Annotated in this window: 22 protein-coding genes; 11 read left to right on the forward strand and 11 right to left on the reverse strand. The window is 66.7% G+C overall.

Going from position 1 to position 21,955, the window contains the following annotated elements; genetic code table 11:
* Positions 1–30: 30 nt before the first annotated feature.
* The 4 genes from RM190_RS14765 to RM190_RS14780 are packed head-to-tail and all read right to left on the reverse strand — an operon-like array spanning position 31 to position 3,883.
* Complete coding sequence (locus RM190_RS14765; protein ID WP_311760226.1) at positions 31–1,068, reverse strand: esterase-like activity of phytase family protein; 1,038 nt, start codon at positions 1,066–1,068, stop codon at positions 31–33.
* On the reverse strand, positions 1,041–1,904 hold the full coding sequence (gene mepA, locus RM190_RS14770; RefSeq protein WP_390908462.1) for a penicillin-insensitive murein endopeptidase: 864 nt from the start codon (positions 1,902–1,904) through the stop codon (positions 1,041–1,043). The genes RM190_RS14765 and mepA overlap by 28 nt, the downstream gene beginning before the upstream one ends.
* Positions 1,901–3,259 carry an MFS transporter gene (locus RM190_RS14775; RefSeq protein WP_311760227.1) on the reverse strand — a complete coding sequence of 453 codons (1,359 nt, stop codon included), beginning with the start codon at positions 3,257–3,259 and terminating at the stop codon, positions 1,901–1,903. Before RM190_RS14775 ends, mepA begins: the two co-directional genes overlap by 4 nt.
* A 51-nt stretch (positions 3,260–3,310) precedes the next feature.
* Positions 3,311–3,883, reverse strand: coding sequence for an acyl-CoA thioesterase (locus RM190_RS14780; RefSeq protein WP_311760228.1), 573 nt, complete (start codon positions 3,881–3,883; stop codon positions 3,311–3,313).
* A 131-nt stretch (positions 3,884–4,014) separates the two neighbouring features.
* Between RM190_RS14780 and RM190_RS14785 the strand changes: the two genes are divergently transcribed.
* Complete coding sequence (locus RM190_RS14785; RefSeq protein WP_311760229.1) at positions 4,015–4,308, forward strand: YggT family protein; 294 nt, start codon at positions 4,015–4,017, stop codon at positions 4,306–4,308.
* Between the two features lie 3 nt (positions 4,309–4,311).
* Entirely contained in the window at positions 4,312–6,345 is a 2,034-nt protein-coding gene (gene recQ / locus RM190_RS14790) for a DNA helicase RecQ (protein WP_311760230.1), read from the forward strand.
* On the opposite strand, the gene RM190_RS14795 is transcribed toward recQ, so the two are convergent.
* The 7 genes from RM190_RS14795 to fliF all read right to left on the reverse strand — a co-directional run bounded on the left by RM190_RS14795 (position 6,339) and on the right by fliF (position 14,810).
* Positions 6,339–9,434: an efflux RND transporter permease subunit gene (locus RM190_RS14795; protein WP_311760231.1), complete on the reverse strand. Its 3,096-nt coding sequence runs from the start codon at positions 9,432–9,434 to the stop codon at positions 6,339–6,341. The genes recQ and RM190_RS14795 overlap by 7 nt on opposite strands.
* Positions 9,431–10,504, reverse strand: coding sequence for an efflux RND transporter periplasmic adaptor subunit (locus tag RM190_RS14800; RefSeq protein ID WP_311760232.1), 1,074 nt, complete (start codon positions 10,502–10,504; stop codon positions 9,431–9,433). The genes RM190_RS14795 and RM190_RS14800 overlap by 4 nt, the downstream gene beginning before the upstream one ends.
* Positions 10,501–11,580, reverse strand: coding sequence for an efflux RND transporter periplasmic adaptor subunit (locus RM190_RS14805; protein WP_311760233.1), 1,080 nt, complete (start codon positions 11,578–11,580; stop codon positions 10,501–10,503). The genes RM190_RS14800 and RM190_RS14805 overlap by 4 nt, the downstream gene beginning before the upstream one ends.
* Before the next feature lie 116 nt (positions 11,581–11,696).
* Positions 11,697–12,425 (reverse strand): flagellar type III secretion system pore protein FliP, encoded by a 729-nt coding sequence (fliP, locus tag RM190_RS14810; RefSeq protein ID WP_390908466.1) that lies wholly within the window; start codon positions 12,423–12,425, stop codon positions 11,697–11,699.
* Positions 12,422–12,679: a FliM/FliN family flagellar motor switch protein gene (locus RM190_RS14815; protein ID WP_311760234.1), complete on the reverse strand. Its 258-nt coding sequence runs from the start codon at positions 12,677–12,679 to the stop codon at positions 12,422–12,424. Before RM190_RS14815 ends, fliP begins: the two co-directional genes overlap by 4 nt.
* A 2-nt stretch (positions 12,680–12,681) precedes the next feature.
* Positions 12,682–13,242, reverse strand: coding sequence for a hypothetical protein (locus tag RM190_RS14820; protein ID WP_311760235.1), 561 nt, complete (start codon positions 13,240–13,242; stop codon positions 12,682–12,684).
* Positions 13,239–14,810: a flagellar basal-body MS-ring/collar protein FliF gene (gene fliF / locus RM190_RS14825; RefSeq protein WP_311760236.1), complete on the reverse strand. Its 1,572-nt coding sequence runs from the start codon at positions 14,808–14,810 to the stop codon at positions 13,239–13,241. The genes RM190_RS14820 and fliF overlap by 4 nt, the downstream gene beginning before the upstream one ends.
* A 115-nt stretch (positions 14,811–14,925) precedes the next feature.
* Between fliF and RM190_RS14830 the strand changes: the two genes are divergently transcribed.
* Genes RM190_RS14830 through RM190_RS14870 form a run of 9 tightly spaced genes read left to right on the forward strand, consistent with a single transcriptional unit; the run spans position 14,926 to position 21,769 of the window.
* On the forward strand, positions 14,926–15,408 hold the full coding sequence (locus RM190_RS14830) for a flagellar basal body-associated FliL family protein (protein WP_311760237.1): 483 nt from the start codon (positions 14,926–14,928) through the stop codon (positions 15,406–15,408).
* Complete coding sequence (locus RM190_RS14835; protein ID WP_311760238.1) at positions 15,405–15,752, forward strand: hypothetical protein; 348 nt, start codon at positions 15,405–15,407, stop codon at positions 15,750–15,752. The genes RM190_RS14830 and RM190_RS14835 overlap by 4 nt, the downstream gene beginning before the upstream one ends.
* Positions 15,745–16,287 (forward strand): MotE family protein, encoded by a 543-nt coding sequence (locus RM190_RS14840; RefSeq protein WP_311760239.1) that lies wholly within the window; start codon positions 15,745–15,747, stop codon positions 16,285–16,287. Before RM190_RS14835 ends, RM190_RS14840 begins: the two co-directional genes overlap by 8 nt.
* A gap of 9 nt (positions 16,288–16,296) precedes the next feature.
* Positions 16,297–17,163: a flagellar motor stator protein MotA gene (gene motA / locus RM190_RS14845; RefSeq protein WP_311760240.1), complete on the forward strand. Its 867-nt coding sequence runs from the start codon at positions 16,297–16,299 to the stop codon at positions 17,161–17,163.
* A complete protein-coding gene (locus RM190_RS14850; protein ID WP_311760241.1) occupies positions 17,160–17,435 on the forward strand; it encodes a hypothetical protein in 276 nt (91 codons plus the stop codon). The genes motA and RM190_RS14850 overlap by 4 nt, the downstream gene beginning before the upstream one ends.
* A complete protein-coding gene (locus RM190_RS14855; protein WP_311760242.1) occupies positions 17,432–19,519 on the forward strand; it encodes a flagellar biosynthesis protein FlhA in 2,088 nt (695 codons plus the stop codon). The genes RM190_RS14850 and RM190_RS14855 overlap by 4 nt, the downstream gene beginning before the upstream one ends.
* Positions 19,516–20,274: a flagellar biosynthetic protein FliR gene (locus RM190_RS14860; RefSeq protein WP_311760243.1), complete on the forward strand. Its 759-nt coding sequence runs from the start codon at positions 19,516–19,518 to the stop codon at positions 20,272–20,274. The genes RM190_RS14855 and RM190_RS14860 overlap by 4 nt, the downstream gene beginning before the upstream one ends.
* Positions 20,271–21,380: a flagellar type III secretion system protein FlhB gene (gene flhB, locus RM190_RS14865; protein ID WP_311760244.1), complete on the forward strand. Its 1,110-nt coding sequence runs from the start codon at positions 20,271–20,273 to the stop codon at positions 21,378–21,380. The genes RM190_RS14860 and flhB overlap by 4 nt, the downstream gene beginning before the upstream one ends.
* The gene (locus RM190_RS14870) at positions 21,377–21,769 is read left to right on the forward strand and encodes a hypothetical protein (protein ID WP_311760245.1); all 393 of its coding nucleotides are present in this window, start codon (positions 21,377–21,379) and stop codon (positions 21,767–21,769) included. Before flhB ends, RM190_RS14870 begins: the two co-directional genes overlap by 4 nt.
* Positions 21,770–21,955: the final 186 nt, after the last annotated feature.

The following is a 21,955-nucleotide window of genomic DNA, read 5'->3' on the forward strand; positions in this document are numbered from 1 at the left end:
ATGGCCGCATAATCCCGCAACTGCAACCTGTCAATCCGCTTGCAGGGCCGTCTTGTCCGCCTGGGCCGGGGGCGTGGGGTCCGGCTGCTGCTCGACCACGCGGAATTCGACGAATTCGGTGCGCTGGAAGCGGCTGAAATTGTCGTCTGATATTAGGGTCAGCATGATCCCCTGCGGGCCTTGCCAGACCGACATTCCCTCAAGATTGTCATATTGCAGCGGCAGGCTGACCAGAAGTTCCTGTTCGTTCGTGACCCCATCGGGGGTCAGGTCGAAGCGCCGGACCCGGCTGCGAAAGCCCAGCAACCCCATGAAGTCGCGTTCCAGCAGGTAAAGCCGGCCATCCGGGCCGATATCGGCATCGACCGCTAGGAAATCGCCCCGGCGCGGGATCGAAAAGGGCTGGTCCCAGGCACCGTCGCGAAAGCGCCAGACCGGGAAGGGGCGGTTCATTCCGCCCGAGCGTTCGGGGATGGTGAGCAACGTGCCATCGGGCAGGATTGCCAGAGATTCCAGCGAAGAATTGCGCTGCATCTGCTTGAACGCCTCGGGGCGGGGCAGGACATGGGCAGGGGACTCGGGCGTGTCATGGCTGACAACGCGGGTCAGCCCTTCGTAGCTGATCCACAACTTGCCGTCCTTGCCGACCGCCAGCCCCTCGCTGTCGCCGCGCCAGCCGGGCCGCAGGGGGCGGCCTTCGCTGTCCTTGATGCGGGTATCGCCCTCGGACAGGACGCGCAGGATACGCCCGTCCGGGTCGCGTTCGATCCGGCCCCAGCGCAGCGTGGCCCGGTCCGAAAGTGCGATGAAACGGGTGCCGCCCTCGGACAGGTGCAACCCGGAATAGCCGCCGAAATCGGGCTCGTCGATCGACCAGACATGGGTATCCACGCGCTCGACCAAGGGGGCGACACCACGCGATTGCGTCGCCGGATCGGCGGCGCAGGAATGGGACAGCGTGGCCAGGACCGTCAGGAATGCCAGCGCGATCCCGCCAAGGGGGCGGCGGAATCCGTCGTCCTGTCCTGTCGCCAGACCGCTCAGCGCGCGACGGCGACGGCTTGGCATTGTCTTGGCATCTCGCTGAGCCGGAAGCTGCGGGGATGGCGATAGTTCGGATCGGGCGGCACCGGTTTCACGCGGCTCGGGTCGATGCGGTTGCGGATCCATTCGGCCGCCTCCTCGCACCCGTCGCCCCGCGGAGGCGCATCCTGCTGCTGGCAGGCCGACCCGGCCGGGCAGCTCAGCCGGACGTGGAAGTGATAGTCATGCCCGTTCAGCGGCCTGACCTTGCGAAGCCAGGCGCGGTTCCCTGTCTCCATCTGGCACATGGCGACCTTGGCCACCGGGTCGATGAAGATGCGCTCGACCCTGGGATCGCGGGCGGCGGCGCGGATGATCGCCATATGCGAGGGCGACCAGTTTCCCGAGGGCGCCGTCCCCGCGCGGTTCACCACCGACACCGCCGAGATGTTTTCCCGCTGCTTGCGCGACAGTTGCAGGCTGGGCGGCGGCAGCAGCCAGATATCCGCATCCAATCCCATCTGGTGGCTGGCATGGCCGGTCACCATCGGGCCGCCGCGCGGCTGGCTCATGTCGCCGATATAAAGCCCCTGCCAACCGGCTTGACGTGCTGCCTGCGAAAGGCCGACCAGAAAGCCCACCAGTTCGGGATGGCCCCAGTTGCGGTTGCGCGACAGGCGCATGACCTGCCAGGTCGGGCCGGATTCCGGCAACTGCGCCGCGCCGGTGACGCAGCCCTTGGAATAAAAGCCGATCGCCGCCGCGCCGCCGCCGGTCGGGCCGGGAACGCCGCCGAAGACATCCTTCGCCAGCGGGTCCGCCACGCCCGGCATCGCGGTCGCAAGGGACAGGATCATTGCGCCCAGAATTTTTCGGATCACTGCTCGGGTTCCCCTTTTGGTTGGACCCAGATTAGCAAAATCAGCGAAAGAAGGAACATGCCGATCAGCGGCGTGATGCCCAGCCGCAAGTTCCCGCTTAAAGCGGTGGTCAGTGCGATCAGGAATGGGGCCAGGAAGGTCGTGGCCTTCCCCGACAACGCGTAAAGGCCAAAGACCTCGGTCGCGCGTTCGGCCGAGGTATGCAGCACGACCAGCGTCCGCCCGGCGGCCTGGATGACACCGCCCGCGCCGCCGATCAGCGCCCCGCAGATGAAATAGATCGCATCCGGCAGGTGCGAGCCTTCGGCCAGCGGAATGCCCATGATGGCGCTGCGCTTCATGCCCACGATAATGGTGCAGACAAGGATCAGGACCACGGTGCAGACGATCGTGACCGGCTTCGGACCCCAGCGGCGGTCAGCGCGTCCACCGAACCAGCAGATGATCGTCGCCGACAGAGCCGCCACGATGCCGAAGATCCCCGACAGGATGACCGGCCAGCCCAGCACCGCGCCGGCATAGATGCCGCCAAAGGCATAAAGCCCGTTCAAAGCATCGCGAGAGAACATCGAGGAGAGCAGGAAGGCCGTCAGCGAGCGCCGGTGCCGCAGGCTTTTCAGCAGGGTCCACAGGTCCGCCATCGCGGCGCGGATGCGGACGGGGCGCCGGGGGCCGGGGGTCTCGGGCACCCAAAGCGCAAAGGGGATCATGAAAACCAGATACCACAGCGCGGTCAGCGGCCCTGCGGCGCGCGTCCCCTCGCGCAGCGCCGGATCAAGGCCCAGGACCGGCTGTATCCCCAGAAGCGTGCGCCCGGTCTGAGAGTTCTCGGCCAGAAGCATGAGCATCAGGAACAGCGCGATCACCCCGCCCAGATAGCCAAAGGCGAAGCCCGAGCCAGAGACGCGCCCGACGTCATCCCGGCTGGTCAGGCCGGGCAGCATGGCATTGGTGAAGATGGTGGCGAATTCCATGCCGATCAGCCCGATCCCGAAACAGGCGATCGCAGTCACCAGATGGGGCTGTTCGGGCATCAGGAACCACAGACCCCAGGCACCCGCCATGTAAAGGGCCGAGAACACCCAGACCCAGACCAGTCGACGCCCGCTGTTATCGGCGATTGCGCCCAGAACCGGGGCCAGCACCGCGATGATGAACCCGGAAATCGCCAGTCCGTAACCCCAAAGCGACTGGGCGGCGGCGCTGGCGGCCTCGGGGGTCATGCCCTGGGCGACGTAATGATTGCGCGCGACTTCGGCGTAATAGACCGGGAAAATGAAGGTCGTCAGCAGCGTCGCATAAGGCTGGCTGGCCCAATCGAAGAACCACCAGCCCCAGATCCGTTTGCGCTCCATGCCGGTTTCCTTGCTGGCCGTATCTTTCGCGGCCATAAGGCCAAACCGCGCTCAGACTGGCAAGTCGTCTTTCGGGTCGGCAGGGGCAAGGGGCGGCAGCACCGGCGGCCAGGGGCGGCGCGCGTCGGCCTCGATCCAAGCCTGCACCCAGCCGGGCAATTCGGGGCCCTGCGGGTCGCTTCCGGCGGCGGCCATCAGGCGGGCCGGGGCGACGATGCCCTGGTCCGAGGTGATCGCGGCGCGCAGCAGCATGTGGTTGCAGCACTCGCCTTTGCGCCAGATGCTTTGCTCCATGTAAAGGAAGCGTGCGTCCCATCCCAGCGTGCGCGACACCATCGTGAACCGGTCGAAACCCCGCACCCGGCGACGATAGCGGACCGAATTTCCGGCGACGGTGATGCCCCAGCCGTTCTGCCGCATCGTGTCGATGATCCCGGTCCGCACGGCCATCGGCACGCGGCCCAGGTCGTAAAGCGTCAGTGTGCGGCCGTTGTTCAGCTCGATCCAGGGGTCGAGATCCCAGGGCCAGCAGCGATGCGTCGTGACATGGGCTTCAAGAACACCGATCCGCGGCGCGTTTCGGTATTTCAGCATCTCGGTCGCGAAGCGCAGGATGGGATACATCGGTCCTCCTTGTATGGAACCCCGGCTAGCGGGCAGGGCCGGGTCCGTCAATCGGGACGCTGCGGCGGTCAGGGTTGCGAAACGGCCGGGGCTGGCTTACCTGTCGCTGACATGCGCAAGGCGAGGATCTGATGGGCACGCTGTTCGAAGCACTGATGCTGATACTTGACGTCATCTGGTTCGTGATGATCGCCCATATCATCATGTCCTGGCTTATCAACTTTCAGGTGCTGAACCTGCGCCAGCCGCTGGTCTGGCAGATCTGGAACGGGCTCAGCCGGATGCTTGAGCCGATCTATGCCCCGGTCCGCAGCATCCTGCCGAATACCGGCGGGCTGGATCTTGCCCCGCTGGTCGTCTTCATCATCATCATCATCGCGCAGCGCGCGCTCGCCAACAACGCCGGCTGGTTCTACGGGTTCTAGGGGATGTCGGCAGCACCGCTGCTCCGGCAGGTCTTCGGTTTCGACGGATTCCGTCCCGGCCAGGAAGAGATCGTCGACGCTGTGGCTGCTGGCCGCGACGTGCTGGCGATCATGCCGACAGGCGGGGGCAAGTCGCTGTGCTTTCAGCTTCCCGCCCTGATGCGGGATGGGCTGACGGTGGTCATCTCGCCGCTGATCGCCCTGATGCGGGATCAGGTCCGCGCCCTGACCGAGGCGGGCGTCGCCGCCGCCGCCCTGACCAGCGGCAATTCCGAGGATGAGAATGCCGAGGTCATCCGGGCGCTGAACGCGCGCGAATTGCGGCTTCTGTACATCGCGCCGGAACGCCTGGCCTCGGGGGCGACCGTCCCGATGCTGAGACGCGCGGGCGTGCAGGCCATCGCCGTGGACGAGGCGCATTGCGTCAGCCAGTGGGGCCATGACTTTCGTCCGGATTACCTGCGCGTGGGCGAATTGCGTCAGGCGCTTGCGGTTCCGCTGGCGGCCTTTACCGCGACCGCCGATGCCGAGACGCGGGACGAGATCGTGGCCCGGCTGTTCCAGGGCGGTGATCCCCAGATTTTCCTGCGCGGTTTCGACCGGCCGAACATCCACTTGGCCTTTCAGCCAAAGGACGGGCCGCGCCGCCAGATCCTGGACTTCGCGGCCGCGCGCCGCGGACAGTCCGGCATCGTCTATTGCGGCACCCGCGCCAAGACCGAGACATTGGCCCAGGCGCTGAACCAGGCGGCCCTTCCCGCCGTCGCCTATCACGGCGGTATGGAGGCCGAGAGCCGCCGCGCCGTCGAGACGCGCTTTCAGCGCGAGGACGGTTTGATCGTCACCGCGACCGTGGCTTTCGGCATGGGAATCGACAAACCCGACATCCGCTGGGTTGCCCATGCCGACCTGCCGAAATCCATCGAGGCCTATTATCAGGAAATCGGCCGCGGCGGGCGCGACGGCGCCCCGGCCGAGACGCTGACGCTTTACGGTCCCGACGACATCCGCCTGCGCCGCAGCCAGATCGATGAGGGACTGGCCCCGGCCGATCGCAAGACCGCCGACCATGCCCGGCTGAACGCGCTGCTGGGTCTTGCCGAATCCCCGACCTGCCGCCGGGTGGCCCTGCTGGGCTATTTCGGGGAAGACGCCGGACCTTGCGGCAACTGCGATATCTGCGCGGATCCACCCGAAACGTTCGACGGCACCTCGGCGGCGCGCAAGGTGCTGTCGGCGGTGCTGCGCACGGGCGAGACCTATGGCGCGGGTCATATCATCGACGTGCTGATCGGGAACGCGACCGACCGCATCCGGCAGCGCGGACATGACCAGTTGCCGACCTTTGGCGTCGGGGGTGACATCTCGCGCCAGCAATGGCAGGCGATCATGCGCCAGATGCTGGGCCGCGACCTGATCCGCCCCGATCCCGAACGCCACGGGGGGCTGGCGATCACGCTGGCCGCGCATCCCGTCCTGCGCGGAGAGGAGACGGTGATCCTGCGCCGCGATCTGATCAACCGTGCGCGTCCCGCCGTGGTGGTGCGCACGCAGGTGGATGAAGAGGACGCGCCGCTGCTGTCGGCACTCAAGGCCAAGCGCCGCGCCTTGGCCGAGGCGGCGCGCGTGCCCGCCTATGTCATCTTCCCGGACCGCACCCTGATCGAAATGGCCCAGTCACGCCCGGCGACGCTGGACGACATGGCCCGCGTGAACGGTGTGGGCGCGAAGAAGCTGGAGAGCTATGGCGAAGAATTCCTGCGCGTGATCGCGGGCGAGGTCGCGCCCATGCATCCTGCGCGGAGGGCGCTTGCCGGACGCGCCTCGGGCGATCTTTATGATCGGCTGGCCGAGGTGCAAAGCCGGCTTGGGCGGGGCGAAGACGGCACCGGCAAGCCACTTTCCGTCGGAACATCCACCCTGCGCCGCATTGCCGAGGATCGGCCGGCGGATCTGGCGCGCTATCTTGACCCCGCGCGGATGGAGCGCTTCGGCGAAGCCTTCCGGGCCGAGATCGACGCCCCGGCGGATCACTGATCGGCGGCGGCGCGGGCCTGGTCCTCGGGGGTGGGCAGGCCGTCGCCCTCGGGTGCCTTGACGCCGAAGACCGCACAGTAAAGCGCCGGGACGAAGATCAGCGTGACCAGCGTTCCCGCGATGATCCCCCCCATCATGGCATATGCCATCGGTCCCCAGAACACCTGCCGCGAGATCGGGATCAGGGCAAGGCTGGCCGCGGCGGCCGTCAGCAGGATCGGGCGCGCGCGGCTGTCCGAGGCTTCGAACACCGCGTCCCATTTGCCGTGGCCCTTGGCGATCAGGACCTGGATCTCGTGAACCAGGATCACCGAGTTGCGGATCAGGATCCCGATCAGCGCCAGCACCCCAAGGATGGCGACAAAACCCATCGGCACGCCAAAGGGCAGCAGCGCCGCTACCACGCCGATCAGCCCCAGCGGCGCCGCGGCAAAGACGATCAAGGACAGGCGGAAGCTTTGCATCTGGATCATCACCAGAAGCGCCATAAGCAGCAGCATCACCGGCACCACCGCCGCGATCGGCTGCTGGCTTTCGCCAGAGGTTTCGACCGTGCCGCCAACCACGATGCGGACCTGAGCGGGCAGAGACTTCTGGAAATCCGCGACCCGGTCCGCCAAAGCCGCGACCAGCGTGGCGGGCTGATCCTTGGTCGCGATGTCGGCCTTGACCGTCACCGTGGGCAACCCGTCGCGCTGCATGATCAGCGGCTGTTCGGTCCCGTATTGCAGCTGCGCCAGCGAGGCCAGCGGGATCGGCGTCCCGGTCTGGGTCGCAAGCTGCAGGTTCTGGATCGAGGCCAAGGACTGGCGGTCGCTTTCCGATCCGCGCGCCAGCACGTCGATCAGGAAGATGCCGTCGCGCAACTGGGTGATCTGTCGCCCGGTGAACGTGCCCTCCAGCGCGCCGGCGATATCCTCGTTGGTGATCCCGACCTGACGGGCCTGGTCCTGGTTCACTTGCAGCGTGATGACGCGGGCAGGTTCGTTCCAGTCCAGCGAGATGTCGCGCAACCGCGGTTCGGTCGCCAGCACGGCGGCAAGATCGCGCGCCGTGTCCCGCGCCTGGTCGATATCCGGGGACGAGACGCGATACTGGACCGGCTTGCCGACGGGTGGGCCAATCTCAAGGTTCTTGACGTAAAGGTCGGTCCCGACCAGCTCGGTCTTGCCGAATTCGACCAGCCGCGCCTTCAGCCTGTCGCGCGCCGCAAGGTCGGGGGTCTGGATCAGGATCTGGCCCATATAGGGGCCGGGGGTCGGCACGTCCATCGACAGGACAAAGCGTGGCGCGCCGCGACCGACATAGGCGGTGTGAAACAGCGCCTCGTCCTGGCTGTTCAGGAATGCCTCGATCCTGGCGATGTCGGCATCGGTCTTGGCGATCGAGGCATTTGCGCGCTCGGTCACGTCCAGGATGATCTCGGTCCGGTCCGAGGTGGGAAAGAACTGCTGCTCGACATAGCGCATTCCAAGGACCGACAGCGCGAAGGCCGCGACGGTGATCCCGATCGTCACCCAGCGGAAACGCATTCCCAGGATCAGCACGCGATGGAAACTTCGCCGCAGCCTGCCCGGCGCGCGGTCGTGATGGGGCAGGGATTTCGCCAGAAGGGTCACGCCCAGCAGCGGGGCGAACAGCACGGCAACGATCCAGCTGACGATCAGCGACACCGCGATCACCACGAACAGCGAAAAGGTGAATTCGCCCGCCGCCGAGTTGTTCAGCCCGATCGGGATGAAGCCCGCGACCGTGACCAGCGTGCCGGTCAGCATCGGAAAGGCGATGGACGTCCAGGCGTGGCTTGCCGCGCGTTCCAGCGTGTCCCCGATCTCAAGCCGCGAGATCATGGTCTCGATCGCGATCATGGCGTCGTCGACGAGAAGCCCAAGCGCGATGATGAGCGCCCCCAGAGAGATGCGTTGCAGGGTGATCCCGAAGACGTCGAGGATAACGAAGGTGATCGCCAGCACCAAGGGGATCGTCAGGGTCACGACAAATCCCGCGCGCAGGCCAAGACTGATGAAGCTGACGATCAGGACGATCGCCACCGCCTCGGCCAGGGCGCGGACGAAATGGCCCACCGCATCGTTGACGACATGGGGCTGGTCAGCGAATTTCGCCATCTCGATCCCGATGGGCAGGTCGCGCGCGACCCCGGCCATCAGGGCGTCGACCTGCTTGCCGAATTCAAGGATGTTCTCGCCCTCGCGCATTCCGATCTGCAGGCCGATGGCTTCCTTGCCGTTGAAGCGGAACAGCTCGCTTGGCGGATCCTGATAGCCACGGCGGACGGTCGCGACATCGCCGATATTGAAGAAGCGATCCCCGATCCGCAGGTTCACCGCGGCAATGGCGGCGGCGTCGTCGAATTTGCCGCCCACCCGCAGGAGCACCTGTTCGGGACCGGCCTGAACGATGCCCGAAGGTGCGATCGAGTTCTGTGTCGCCAGAGTCTGGACGACCTGCGTGTGATTGAGGCCAAGGGCCGCCAGCCGGGCTGAAGAAAACTCGATATAGACCTCTTCCTTGCGGACGCCCAGAAGCGCGGTCTTGCCCGCCATCGGCAGGACTTGCACCTGCTTGCGGATATCCTCGACCCGGTCGCGCAGCTCTCGCGGACTGAAGCCGTCCGCGGTGAAGGCATAGATGTTGCCAAAGACGTCGCCGAAATCGTCGTTGAACTGGAAGCCCTGGAATTCCTGCGGAAAGTCCGGACGGATATCCGACATCATGTTGCGCACGCGCTTCCAGACCTCGGGCACCTGGGCGCCGCGGATGGTAGGATCAAGCTCCAGATAGACGATGGACTGGCCCGGCATCGTGACCGAGCGGGTGTATTTCAGCTCGTCCAGCTCTTCCAGCTTGGTTTCGATCCGGGTCGTCACCTGGTTCAGCGTGTTCTCGATATTCGCGCCCGGCAGCGAGGCGCTGATGACCATGATCTTGATGGTGAAGTTCGGGTCTTCCTCGCGGCCCAGCCGCAGATAGCTGAGCGTGCCCGCGATCATAGAGACGATCAGCAGGAACCACACCAGCGAACGGTGATGCAGGGCCCAGTCGGACAGGTTGAAGCTGCGGTCCTTCATGGTGTGACGCTTGCTCCCACGGCCTGACCTTCCCTGAGCGAATGGATGCCGCGGATGACGACCTCGTCACCGGGACGCAAACCGGCGGCGACGAAGAACATCCCCTCGATCTCGGGGCCGGTGGTCTGGACCCTGCGGGCCGAAACGGTGGCGGCCTTGCCCTGGCGCGTGACGATCCAGACCCGGCTTTCTCCGTCCTTCTGGAAGATCGCCGCCGCCGGGACGGTCAGGCGGTTCGCATCGGCAAACACCGGTCTTGCCCGGACCAGCGCGCCCAGAAGGAACCCCTGGGGATCGTCCAATGACAGGCGGACACGGCGGCTGCGGGTCGCGGCATCGGCAACCGGCTCGATCCGCGCCAGCGTGGCCTGACGGCGCAACTCGGGGTGGTTCGGGGACCAGACCTCGAACCTGTCATGGGATTCAAGCCGGGCGACCAGCGCCGCCTGGGCGTCGATCACGACCTCAAGCTCGTCCTGCCCGGACAGGTCCACGATCGGCTCGCCGGCTGCGACGACCGCGCCCGGCGTCGCATGAACCGCGCTGATCACGCCGTCGAAGGGGGCCCGCATCTCGGCATAGCTTTCGGTGTCCCTGGCGCGGATCAGTTCCGATTGCGCCTGCTGGTCGGCTGCGATGGCCGCAGCAAGGGACTGCTCCGCCTGTTCAAGCTGCGCCGTGGTCGCGACATCGCGTTCGACCAGAGCGCGCGTCCGGTCCGCCGCCGATTGCGCGGTCTGAAGCTGCACCTGCGCGGCCTCTGCCGCGGCCTCGGCCGAGCGGACCTTGCCCTGCAAGTCGTCGGGGTCCAGCGTCGCTAGCACATCCCCCCGATGCACCACGTCGCCCAGATCGACATTGCGCGCCGTCAGCCGCCCCAGCGTCTGGAATCCCAGCGCGACATCGACGCGGGCCCGCACGACACCGGGAAACGAACGATCGCGGGTCTGCGCCTCGCCCAGAACTACGCTGACGATCGGGCGCGGGGCATCGGCCGGTGCCTGCGCCGCAGCCATGCCGGGCGGCAGAGCCAGCGAAAAGGCGGCAAAGATCATGCACAGCCGCCTCATTGCGTCGACTCCGCGTTTTCGGCGCGGATGACTTCGCGTCCCGGATAAAGCGCCTGCGACCCCTTGCCGACGACGACCTGGCCGGGCGTCACGCCACCTGTCAGGATCACCGCACCCTCGGCGAAGCGTTCGATCTCGACCTGCGCCAGCGAGACGCGGCCGTCCTTGTCCACGACCCAGACGGCGGGTGCGCCGCCGCTGGCGGTCAGCGCCGTCCAGGGAACCGAGATGCCGCGCCCGATCGGGAAATGCACCGCGCCGCGCACGGCCGAACCCAGCAGCTCGAACCCCGGAGGCGGGTGCGCGATCCGGGCACGGACCAGGACCGAGCTTGTCGCAGCATCCACCAGGGGCGCGATCTCGGTAACGGTCGCCTGCATCCTCAGGTCGGGGAAGTCGATCCCGGTCAAGCTGACGGGCGCCCCCAGCGCGTCCTTGAGGAAGGGAGATTCCGGCGTCTGGAAAACGACCTCGCGTCCCGAGGCCGAGGCAAGGGTGATGACCGATTGCGCCGCCCCGACGATCTGACCCGGCTCAAGATTGCGCGCGGTGACGATGGCATCGGCTGGGGCGCGGATCGTGGTGTCATCCAGAGCCCTCTGCGCCTGATCGCGGGTCGAAACCGCCTGCGTCAACGCCCCTTGTGCCGAGGACAGCGTCTGGTTCGCGTTGTCCAGCCCCGCGCGGGTGCCAACGCCGCGATTCAGCAGAGCCTGCGCGCGTTCCTGCGCCTGCCGGGCCTGTTCCTCGCTTGCCTTGGCCGAGGCGACCGAAGCCTCGGCCACGCGCAGGGCCTGTTCAGTTTGCAGCGGATCGGTTCGGGCCAGCGCCTGCCCCCGCGTGACGGTATCGCCTTCGCTGACCAGCACCTCGACGACGCGGCCACCATTGCGAAATCCGATCTCGATCGTGTCTGTGGCTCGGACGGTGCCGGTCAGGGCGGCGTCGAAGGTCAGGGGCGCGTCCTCGACCGCCACGAATTCCACGGCCAGCCTGTCCTCGGCCAGCGCGGGCTGGGCAAGAACGGGCTGGGCAAGCAGCGGCAAGACAAGGGTCGTGGGCAGCAGTCGGCGCATTCCAGTCCCGTTCCGGTTTGGACTTTTATTGCCAATCCAACGGGCGGTTGAAAGTCCCGATCTGCAATGTTGACGCGAAGAGAGCCGGTGCGGGGGACCTGGCCCGCCCGCCTGCTTTATTGATAGCTGCGCACAAGCGCGGCGGCGATCAGCCCCCAGCCATCCACCACGACGAAGAAGGCCAGCTTGAAGGGCAGGGCGACGACTGCCGGTGGCACCATCATCATCCCCATCGACATCAGCACCGCCGAGACCACCAGATCAATGATCAGGAAGGGCAGCGAGACGAGAAAGCCGATCTCGAACGCGCGCTGGATCTCGCTCAGCATGAAAGCGGGGACCAGCACCGACAGCCGGTCGGGGGCGGCCTGCGGATCGGGAGCAATCGCGGCCAGTGTCTGGATCATCTCGGGGTCGGTCCGCGCCTCCATGAAGCCGCGGAACGGGACCATGCCGCGGTTGAAGGCTTCCTCGATGGTGATCGTGCCGTCGCGCAGGGGGGCGCCGGCAGTAGTCCATGCCTCGGTCAGGACGGGGTTCATCACGAACCAGGTCAGGAACATGGATAGGCTGACGATCAGCATGTTCGGCGGTGATTGCTGCAGTCCGATCGACTGGCGCAGGATGGACAGGACGGTGACTATGAAGGGAAAGCAGGTGACCATGATCGCGATGCCGGGGGCAAGTGACAGTGCCGTCATCACTGCCAGCAGGGTGATCGCGTGACGCCCGACGCCGTTCGCGACCTGGTCTGTCAGCGCCGGGACGCCCGCCAGACCCGATTCATCCTGCGCCAGCGCGAAATGCGGGACCAGGACGAGCGCCAGTAGAAGCAGCGCCTTCACGATGCGTCGGCCGGACCAAGAATGCGCACGCAAAGCCTGCTGTCGTCTTCGCCCGCGGCGACGAGTTCGCCATGCGCGATGACCTTGTCGCCGACGCAGATCTCGACCCCGTCCGAGATTTCCTGGTCCAGCGTCAGGATCTCGTCATTGCGCAGGCGCGACAGTTCGGCGACGGTCAACCGGGTCCGGCCCAGGCGGATCGTGACCTCGACCTGGATCTGGTCGGTGGCGATAAGGCTGGCAAGCGGGTCCATGTTCATTCCTCCTGAAAGATGTCCGCGATGACGGCGCCGAGTTCGTCCAGCATCCGGGCCGGATCGAGGCAGGTCCGCCCGGCTCCGCTGCGCAGTTCGACAAGGGGCTCGTCCCCGGCACCGTCGACGATCGAGGCGTTCCGCAGCCCGCTGCGGGCAAGGCAGTCGCGGATGTCCTCGGCCATATCGGGCGGGCAGCGGATCTGCAGCGATGTCTCGGGATCGGTCCCGGCCAGCTTGGCCAGCTGCGCCTCGACCGCCACCATCAGCCGGTCCGTGGCCGAGGCTCGGCCCAGCAGTGCCACCAACCCAGTCAGAACCGGCCTGAGATCGGCCATGGTGTCGCGGCGGATGCGCGCGGCTTCGGCATCCCGGCCATCGCGATGCTGGCCAAGCCGCGCGAGTTCTGCGCAAAGCGCGTCGAGGCTGGCCTCGCGCCCGTGGTTCAGGCCACGCTCATAGCCGTCCTGATAGGCGCGCTCGGCCAAGGTGTCGGTCGGCGACGGCTCGGGATCGGCGGCGCGTGTCCCAAAGGATTCCAATCGCAGGGCGATGGCGTTCATATCGCGTCCTCACGTTTCTCGATCCAGCCGGACAGCAGTTTCAGGCTTTCCTCTTTCCGGGCCTTCATCAGCTCGCGCAGGCGTGCCACGGGATCGCCGTCCGGCAGGGGTGCGAAGTCGATTTCGGGCACCGCGGTCGACAGGGGTGGCATGGTTGCCGGTCCCGCGATTTCCTCGACCGGCAATGCCGCCGGTTCGGTCGGGCGGCTGGCGTCCAGCAGCGCGCGTGCCGCCGATCCCTCGGGCCGGCCGCGCAGCAGGGGGCGCAGCAGGAATGCGGCTAGCGCCAGCGCGAAGAACCCGATCAGCGCGATCTTCATCAGAGCGTTCAGGTCAAGCCGCGCCAGAAGTCCGCCCTCCCTGGCCAGGGTTCCGCTTTCGGACAGGTTGGCGAAGGGCAGGGACTTCACCGTGATCGCGTCGCCCCGCGCCTCGTCGAAGCCCACGGCCGAGGCGACGAGTTCGCGGATCGTCTGCAGATCGCCCTCTTCACGCGGGACAAGCTGCGGGTTGCCGTTCGCGTCGGGCTTTTCGATCCCGTTGACCAGCACCGCGACGGTCAGGCGGCGGGTGGCGCCGGGCTGGCGGTTGACCTCGCGCGTGACCTTGCTCACCTCGTAGTTCTGGCGCTGGCGCGTTTCCGAGCGCGACGCACGGCTTTGATCGCCCTTGTCATCCTGCCCCTCGGGCAGGTTCGAGGCGGCCGTGACCGTTCCTGGCTGATTGTTCTGGCTTTGATCCGCCAGTTCCTCGCTTTCCTGCGAGATCAGCGCCCGGTTCTGGGGGTCGAAGCGCTGTTCCGTCAACAGCTCGGATTCGGTGACGAGATCCATGTTGACCTCGACGATGGCGTTTCCGTTGCCGACATGGGCCTCAAGGATGCGTTCGACATTTCTTTGCATCTCGGCGGAGCGGTCCTCTCCGGCCAGATCGTCGCTGGTCGAGATGACGCCCCGTTCGCTGTCGATCACGGTGACACGCTCGGGCTTCATTCCGGGAACGCCGGAGGAGATGAGGAATTTCAGTGCCTTGGCCTGCGCGTGGCTGATCGGGCTGGCCGCGGTCGTCAACGTGACCGAGGCGCCGGGCTCGGCCTCGCGGCGATAACCGCGGGCCGACGGGACCGCCAGATGGACGCGGGCCGCCTTGACGTTCGGCAGGGCCAGTGCGGTGCGCGCAAGCTCTCCTTCCTTGGCGCGCCAATAGGCCGCGTCGAACATTTGCGAGGTGGTGCCAAAGCCGGACATTCCGTCCAGGATTTCGTATCCCGTGCCGCCTGCGGCTGGCAGACCCTGTCCCGCCAGCGTCATCCGAAGCGCGTCGCGGCGGCTTTCCTCGACCCAGATCGTGTCGCCGCTGATTTCGAAGGGGACGCCCGAGGCCTCGACCGCGGCCATGACTTCGCCCGACTGCTGGGCCTCCAGACCAGAATACAGCAGCGCCATGCCGGGCCGCCCGGCGAGCCAGGACAAGCCCGTCACAAGCGCGAATGTGACCAGAAAGGCCGCAACCAGAAGGGCTTGTTGTTTCGCGCTTCGGGCGCGCCAGTAGTCCTGCAGCTTCAGCAAAACCGTCCCCTTTCGAATCGTCTGGCTTTTCTGTCTCGATCCTGATGGCATGGGGGCGCTTAAGAATTGGTTAGCCCGTGGATGGTATCCGATCGACATATCGACGGAGAATCACATGGCCCATGCAGTCCCTGCGACATCGCAGAATCCGCCCCAGCGCGGCGGCGTGAAACGGGTCCTGCCCCTTCTGCTGGTCGCTGCACTGCTGGGGGCGGGCTTCATCTCGACTTATCAAGGCTACTGGGCGCCCCTGTCCCTGTTGAAACCGCACGAGGCGACCGCGAAAGCCGAGCCGGTGCCGCAGGTCCAGTTCGTCGCGCTGCCGCAGATCGCGCTGACCCTCTCCGGGCCGCAGTTCCGTACTCTGGTCATGTCGGTCCAGATCGAGACCGATGCGACCCATCGCGACGAGGTCCAGCATTTGCTGCCGCGCCTCTCGGATGCCTGCAACAGTTTCCTTGCCGGGATCGAACCCGCCGCGTTCGAGCGGCGCGGCATTCTGGACATCATCCGCGACGAACTGGCCACGCGCGCCGTCTATGTCCTGGGGCGCGAGGCATTCAGCGACATCCTGATCACGGAGTTCCGCATCCAATGAACCTGTCGCAGATCCTGCAATGTGCGCTGCTGACCTTTTCGCTGGGGGTCGGGTTCTTCTGCTTCGTCCTGGCCCGGCGGTTACGGCGGCTGAACGACCTGGAAACCGGGCTGGGTGGCGCGATCGCCGTCATGGCAAGCGAGATCGCCCGGCTGGAACGCGCGATCCATGCCGCCAAGACCGAAGCCACGGTCGCGACCGAGGGACTCGCCAACGAGGTCGAGCGCGCGAAGGAAGAGCGTGCCTTCTGGGTGCTGCAGAAGAAATTCTCCGAGGCGGCGCCTGCCGCCGCGCGCCTGCGCCGCCGTCGCCGTGCCCCTGCCGCGGAGATGCTGGATGCCTAGGCCCTTGCTTCAGCTTGCAGGCGGCGTGATGGCGCTGGCCGCCGCGGTCCAGGCCGTCTCGCTGGCGGGGGGGCTGTCTCGGCTCAGTGCCCATGCCGAGCCTGCGGCCCTTCTGGAAGGGTGCAGCGACGTGCCCGAGGCGGTGGCGCTGGCCCAGACGCTGCATCAGCGCGGACAGCGGATCGAGCGTTACCTGCAGGATATCGAACGTCGCAAGGCCGAGTTGGCCAGCGCAGAGAGCCAGCTGACGCAGAAGCTGGTTGAGCTGCGCCGCATCCGCCAGCAATTGCGCGACCAGGATCAGACCGCCGGGCAGGTGCAGACCGACGACATCGCCCGCATCATCGCGCTTTACGACCAGATGAAGCCCGAGCAGGCGGCGATGGTGCTGTCGAACCTGCCGCCCGATTTCGCCGCGCAGATCCTTGTCCGGGTCGAACCGCAGACAGGGGCGCGGATCATGGCCTCGGTCGAGCCGGGGCAGGCGGCGGTGCTGACCTCATACATGGGCGCGCTGCGCGCCAAGGGAAACTAGGAGCCGCTCATGTTTGGAATGCTTGGCATCGTCCTGACCTTCGCCATGGTCTTCGGCGGCTATATCCTGGCGGGGGGCAAGCTGGCGGTCATCCTGCATTCGCTGCCCTATGAGCTGATGATGATCGGGGGCGCCGCGCTGGGATCGTTCCTGCTGGCGAACGAAACCGCGGTGATCAAAAGTGCTCTTGGCGGGGTCGGTCGGTCGCTGAAGGGACCGAAATGGCAGGAATCCGACATTCAGGACGTGCTGTGCCTGCTTTTCCAGCTGCTGCGCACGGCACGGGCCAGCCCTGTCGATCTGGAAAGCCATATCGAGGATCCCGACAATTCTCCCCTGTTCCAGTCCTTTCCGCGCATCCTGCAGGACAAGCAGGCGGTCTCGCTGATCTCGGACGCGCTGCGCTCGGCCAGCCTGAATTATGACGATCCCTATCAGGTCGAGGAGATGCTGTCCCAGCGCATCCGGCTGATCGAGGACGAGGCGATGCACGCCCCCCACGCCTTGCAGAACATGGCCGATGCGCTGCCGGCACTGGGTATCGTCGCGGCGGTGCTTGGGGTCATCAAGACGATGAGCGCCATAGACCAGCCGCCCGAGGTGCTGGGCAAGATGATCGGGGGCGCGTTGGTCGGCACCTTCCTGGGGGTCTTTCTTGCCTATGCGCTGGTCGCGCCCTTTGCCCACAGGTTGCAGGCCGTGATGCGTCAGGACCAGTCCTTCTACGATGTCATCAAGTCGGTGCTGATCGCGGGGCTGCATCAGCACGCGACGAACCTGTGCGTGGAGGTCGGGCGCCAGGCCGCGCCGGAACATGTCCGCCCCACCTTTGGCGATCTTGAAAACGCTTTGCGCGATCTGAAGAGGGCGTCGTGATCGCCGCCGCGCTTGTCGCCGCGGCGCTGGCCGCCCCTCCTGTCGTCGATACCGGGCGGGACCGTGCCGGGGCGCTGATCGCGGCCGCCACGAAGGACCTGCTGGACGGCAAGCCACTGGATCCCCGCATCGACGTGGATCTGCGTCGGCTCGACCCGGCGGGACGGCTGCGGGTGCTGATCTTCCTGCGGCGTTCGGGGATGCTTGATGGGCCGGGCTGGACGGCAGACATGCTGCTGGCCCCCGCGGACGCCGATGGAGCCGGGCAATGAGCGTCGCCGAAGCCGTTCCCCAGGCCCGCCTGCCGCTGCGGCCGATGATCATCACCGGGGGGCTGGTCATCATCGTGCTGTCGATGGTCCTGCCGCTGCCCGCGCCGGTGCTGGATGTCGGGATCGCCCTTTCGATCGCCGTGGCGACGCTGATCCTTGTCATGGCCGCCCTGGTCGAGAAGCCTACGGATTTCCAGGCCTTCCCGGTGCTGCTGCTGGTATCGCTGCTGATGCGACTGTCGCTTAACGTCTCCTCGACCCGGCTGATCCTGACCAACGGGCAGAATGGGCCGATGGCGGCGGGTCATGTCATCAACGGCTTCGCCGAATTCGTCGCTGGGGGGTCGCTGCTGGTCGGGCTGACCGTCTTTGCCGTCATCTCGATTGTGAACTTCATGGTCATCACCAAGGGCTCGGGGCGCATGGCCGAGGTTTCGGCCCGCTTCGCGCTGGATTCGCTGCCGGGCAAGCAACTGGCCATCGACGGCGACCTGAACTCGGGCGCGATCGACCATGACGAAGCCAAGCGCCGCCGCATCCAGGAACAGCGCGAGATCAGCTTCTTCGGCTCGCTCGACGGGGCGTCGAAATTCGTCAAGGGCGACGCGATTGCCGGGCTGGTCATCACGCTGATCAACCTGTTCGTCGGACTGGCGGCGGGCATTCTGGTTCATTCCATGCCCGTGACCGAGGCGCTGGCGACCTATTCCCGGCTGACCATCGGCGACGGTCTGGTCACGCAGATCCCGGCGCTGATCACCTCGATGGCAGCGGCGCTGCTGCTGTCGCGCGGGGGCGCAACGGACACGACCGCGGATCTGCTGTCAAAGCAACTCGTTTCGAACTGGCAGGTACCGGCAGTGGGCGCCGGGGGGATGGCGGTGGTCGGCATGGTCCCCGGAATGCCCACGCTGGTCTTTGTGACGCTGGCCACGGGGCTGGGCGCCGCCGCCTGGTTTATCCGCCGGCGCGAGATCACGGCTGCCCACGCTCCCGCCACCGCGGTCGAGCCCGCACCCGCAGCCCCCGCCCAGACCCGCATCGGCGACGTTCTGGATACCGAGGAAATCAGCGTCGAGATCGGAGCCGGGCTGATTGTCAGCGCGCTTGACCAGGGCAGGGGGCTTGGCCAGCGGATCACCAATCTTCGCCTGCATGTCGCGCGCAGCTATGGCGTCATTCTGCCCGACGTGCGCATCACCGACGGCACCGGCTTTGATGACGGCGAATATGTCATCCGCTTGCAAGGCGTGGTGCGCGGGCGGGGACGACTGCGTCCGCAGGGCGTGCTGGCGCTGGGTCCCGAACAGGTCCTGGCGGGCATCCGCGGCGACGAGGTGCGCGAGCCGGTCTATTCCAGTCCCGCACGCTGGATCGCCCCCGAACAGCAGGACGATGCCGCGATGGCGGGGGCCACCGTGGTCGCCCCGATGGAGGTGCTGTCGACACACTTGATGGAGGTGGTGAAGTCCAACCTTCCGGCGCTGCTGACCATGACCTCGATGCAGCGCATGATCCGCGAGCTGGGGAACCTGTCGGACGAGCACCGCGCCCAGCTGAACCAGCGCTTCTTCGACGCGATGATCCCCGAAAAGGTCTCGCCGGAACTGCTGCTGGCCGTCCTGCGCGGCATGCTGGAGGAGCGGCTGTCGATCCGCAACCTCGTCCTGATCACCGACGCGGTGCACGAGGCCCGGGCCGCGACCACGCCCGAGGCGGCCTATGAACTGGTCCGCCGCCGGATGCGAGGGCAGATCTGCGAGCAGTTTGCTGGTGCGGACGGTCATCTCGACATCCTTCAGCTTCACCCGCAATGGGAAGCCGAGCTGACCCGCGCAGAAGCCGAGGCCGGGCGCGGCGGCAATGCCGCCCTGCCGCAGCTACAGGAACGCCTGGCCGAGGCGCTGCGCAAGCTTGTTGCCACCCTGCCCGCACCGACCGAGGCGGTCCTTGCGGTCCCGGACCATCGCCGCAGGCTGGTGCGGATGATGCTGGCCGCGGCCAGCGTTGCGCTGCCGGTGATCGGACTGGACGAAATCGATCCCGCCGCGCGTGTCCGGCTGTGCGGCACGGTGACGGCATGACCGCGCTTCTGGCCGATGCGCGGCTTCAGGCAATGCTGCCGGTGCTGCTTCTGACCTATTGCCGGGTCCAGTCCTGCTTGCTGGCGATGCCGGGATTTTCACTGCGCATCCTGCCCGTCCGGCTGCGGGTCGCGATCGCCATGTCGATGACGCCGCTGCTGGCCGAACACGCGGGCCTTGCGCCCCCGATCAGGACGATGACCGGCCTTGCGCTGCTTGCCGGCGCCGAAATCGTGACCGGCCTGATACTGGGAGGATTGGTGCGGCTGATGGCGCTGTCGCTTGACATCGCGGCGGCGGCGATTGCGGCCACGACTTCGCTGTCGCAACTGGTGGGGGGCGTCAACGAATTCGCCCCGCACCCGATCGGCAACCTTCTGTCGCTGGCCGGGCTTGCGCTGCTGATGGCGCTGGGAATGCCGGCATTGCTTTGCGATCTGCTGCGGGAAAGCCTGGTCCTTCGTCCGGTCGGGTCATGGCCGCAGGTGGCAGAGCTACTGCCGACCGCGCTGGGGCTGATCGGGCGCAGTTTTGTCGTGGCGCTGGTTCTGGCCGCGCCCTTCATCCTTGGCGGCTACCTGTTCCAGATCCTGACCGGGATGGCGAGCAAGGCGATGCCCGCCCTGCCGATGATGCTGATCGCTGCCCCTGCCGCAATCCTGCTGGCGCTGGTGGCGCTGACCCTTCTGACTCCGGCGATCCTGTCGGGCTGGGCGCGCGCGGTTCTGGATGTCATGCAAAGCGACCTGCCATGAGCGAAGAGGACGACGACAAGCAATACGCCGCCTCCGAACAGAAGCTGCGGCGCGCGCGCGAAGAAGGCGACATTCCGCGTTCGGCCGAGCTGGGCAGTGCGCTGATGTATCTGGGCTTCTGGGCGGCGATGGCGCTGGCCGCGACCTCGCTCGCGCCCGCCTGGACGCGCATGGCGGCGCGGGCACTGGGGGCCGAGCCCTGGCCGGATGGGCGTGGCAAATCCGTTATGGATCTGGCGCGGGCGCTGACCGGAAACGCGATGCTGGCGGTGCTGGGTTTCGTTGCGGTCATCGCGGTTCCGGTGCTGGCCGGCCTGATCCTGCAGCGTGCCTTCACCTTCACGCCGAAAAAGCTGCTGCCGGATCCGGGGCGGATCGACCCCATGCGCAATGCCGGGCAGAAGCTGGGCCGCGCGGGCCTGTCCGCCTTTGGCATATCGGTCGCCAAGGTCGGTTTGCTGGGGGCGGGCGGTGTCCTTCTGTTCCGCTCTTTGCTGGGCGGGATGCTGAGCGCGGGGGGCATGTCGGATCTGCAATGGGTGGACGGGCTCAGGCTGGTCACGACGCGCGCCATTCACCTGGCGCTGGCGATCGGGGTGGGCTTCGCGCTGATCGACCTTCTGTGGAAGCATCTGGATTATCAGCGTCGCCACCGCATGTCCCGGCAAGAGATGCAGGACGAGCACAAGGACAGCGAGGGCGATCCCCATCTGAAGGCCGCGCGGCGGCAGAAAGGGATCGACATCGCTCTGAACTCGATGCTGGCGGATGTCGAGCGCGCCGATGTGGTCATCGTCAACCCGACCCATTACGCCGTCGCGTTGGAGTGGAAGCGCGGCAGCGGACGCGCCCCGGTCTGCCTTGCCAAAGGGGTGGACGAGATTGCGCGCCAGATCCGCGAGCGCGCTAGCCGCCATCAGGTCCCGATCTGGTCCGATCCACCCTGCGCCCGCGCGCTGCATGCGACCGTCGAGATCGGGCAGGAAATCCGCTCGGAGCATTTCGCCCCCGTCGCCGCCGCAATCCGCTTTGCCGAGGCGATGCGCAGAAAGGTCCGCCAGGGCTGGGGTGGATCGCCTGCAGCCCGTCCGCGGGCATCGAGATGAGCGATATCGGGGAATCCATCGCCCGTCTGGCCGATCTCGCGCGCTTGAAATCCGATCTGGAGATGCGGCGCTTCGCGGCCTATCGCGCCCATGTCGAGGCCGCCCGCGCCCGCATCACCACACTGACCGAGGAGCTGCAGGCCCTTTACGACAGCGAGGCCGCGCATTCCCTGTCGGGCGCGCGGCTTGCCAATGCGCTGGCCGGGGACCGCAGCCGCGCACTTGGCCGAGCCGAGGTGGAGCTTGAGCAGATGATGCCCGGCTATCAGGCCGCGCGGGGCGCGGCACTGCGCGAATTCGGCCGCGTCCAGGCGCTGGAAGACCTGCACGCAAGGGAAACGGATGCGCGTCGGTTGAAGGTGCAGCGCAAGCAGTCGGACGGCGCATGATAAGGCGGTCTTCTTGGCTGAACGGGCGAGAGGTTCAGCACTGTTCGGGGCAGTTCGGCCCCGCGCGGCAAGACCGTCCCGCTGCGGCCCTGTGGGCACGATCCTGCGGGAACCGGCAGGCGCGGCTTCAATTCTTCTTTGGTCGCCCCTATGATGCCGGCGTATTTTTTCCTTGCACGCTGGATG

Origin of the sequence: Paracoccus broussonetiae, assembly GCF_031854425.1 — a bacterium.
Lineage (GTDB): Bacteria > Pseudomonadota > Alphaproteobacteria > Rhodobacterales > Rhodobacteraceae > Paracoccus > Paracoccus broussonetiae.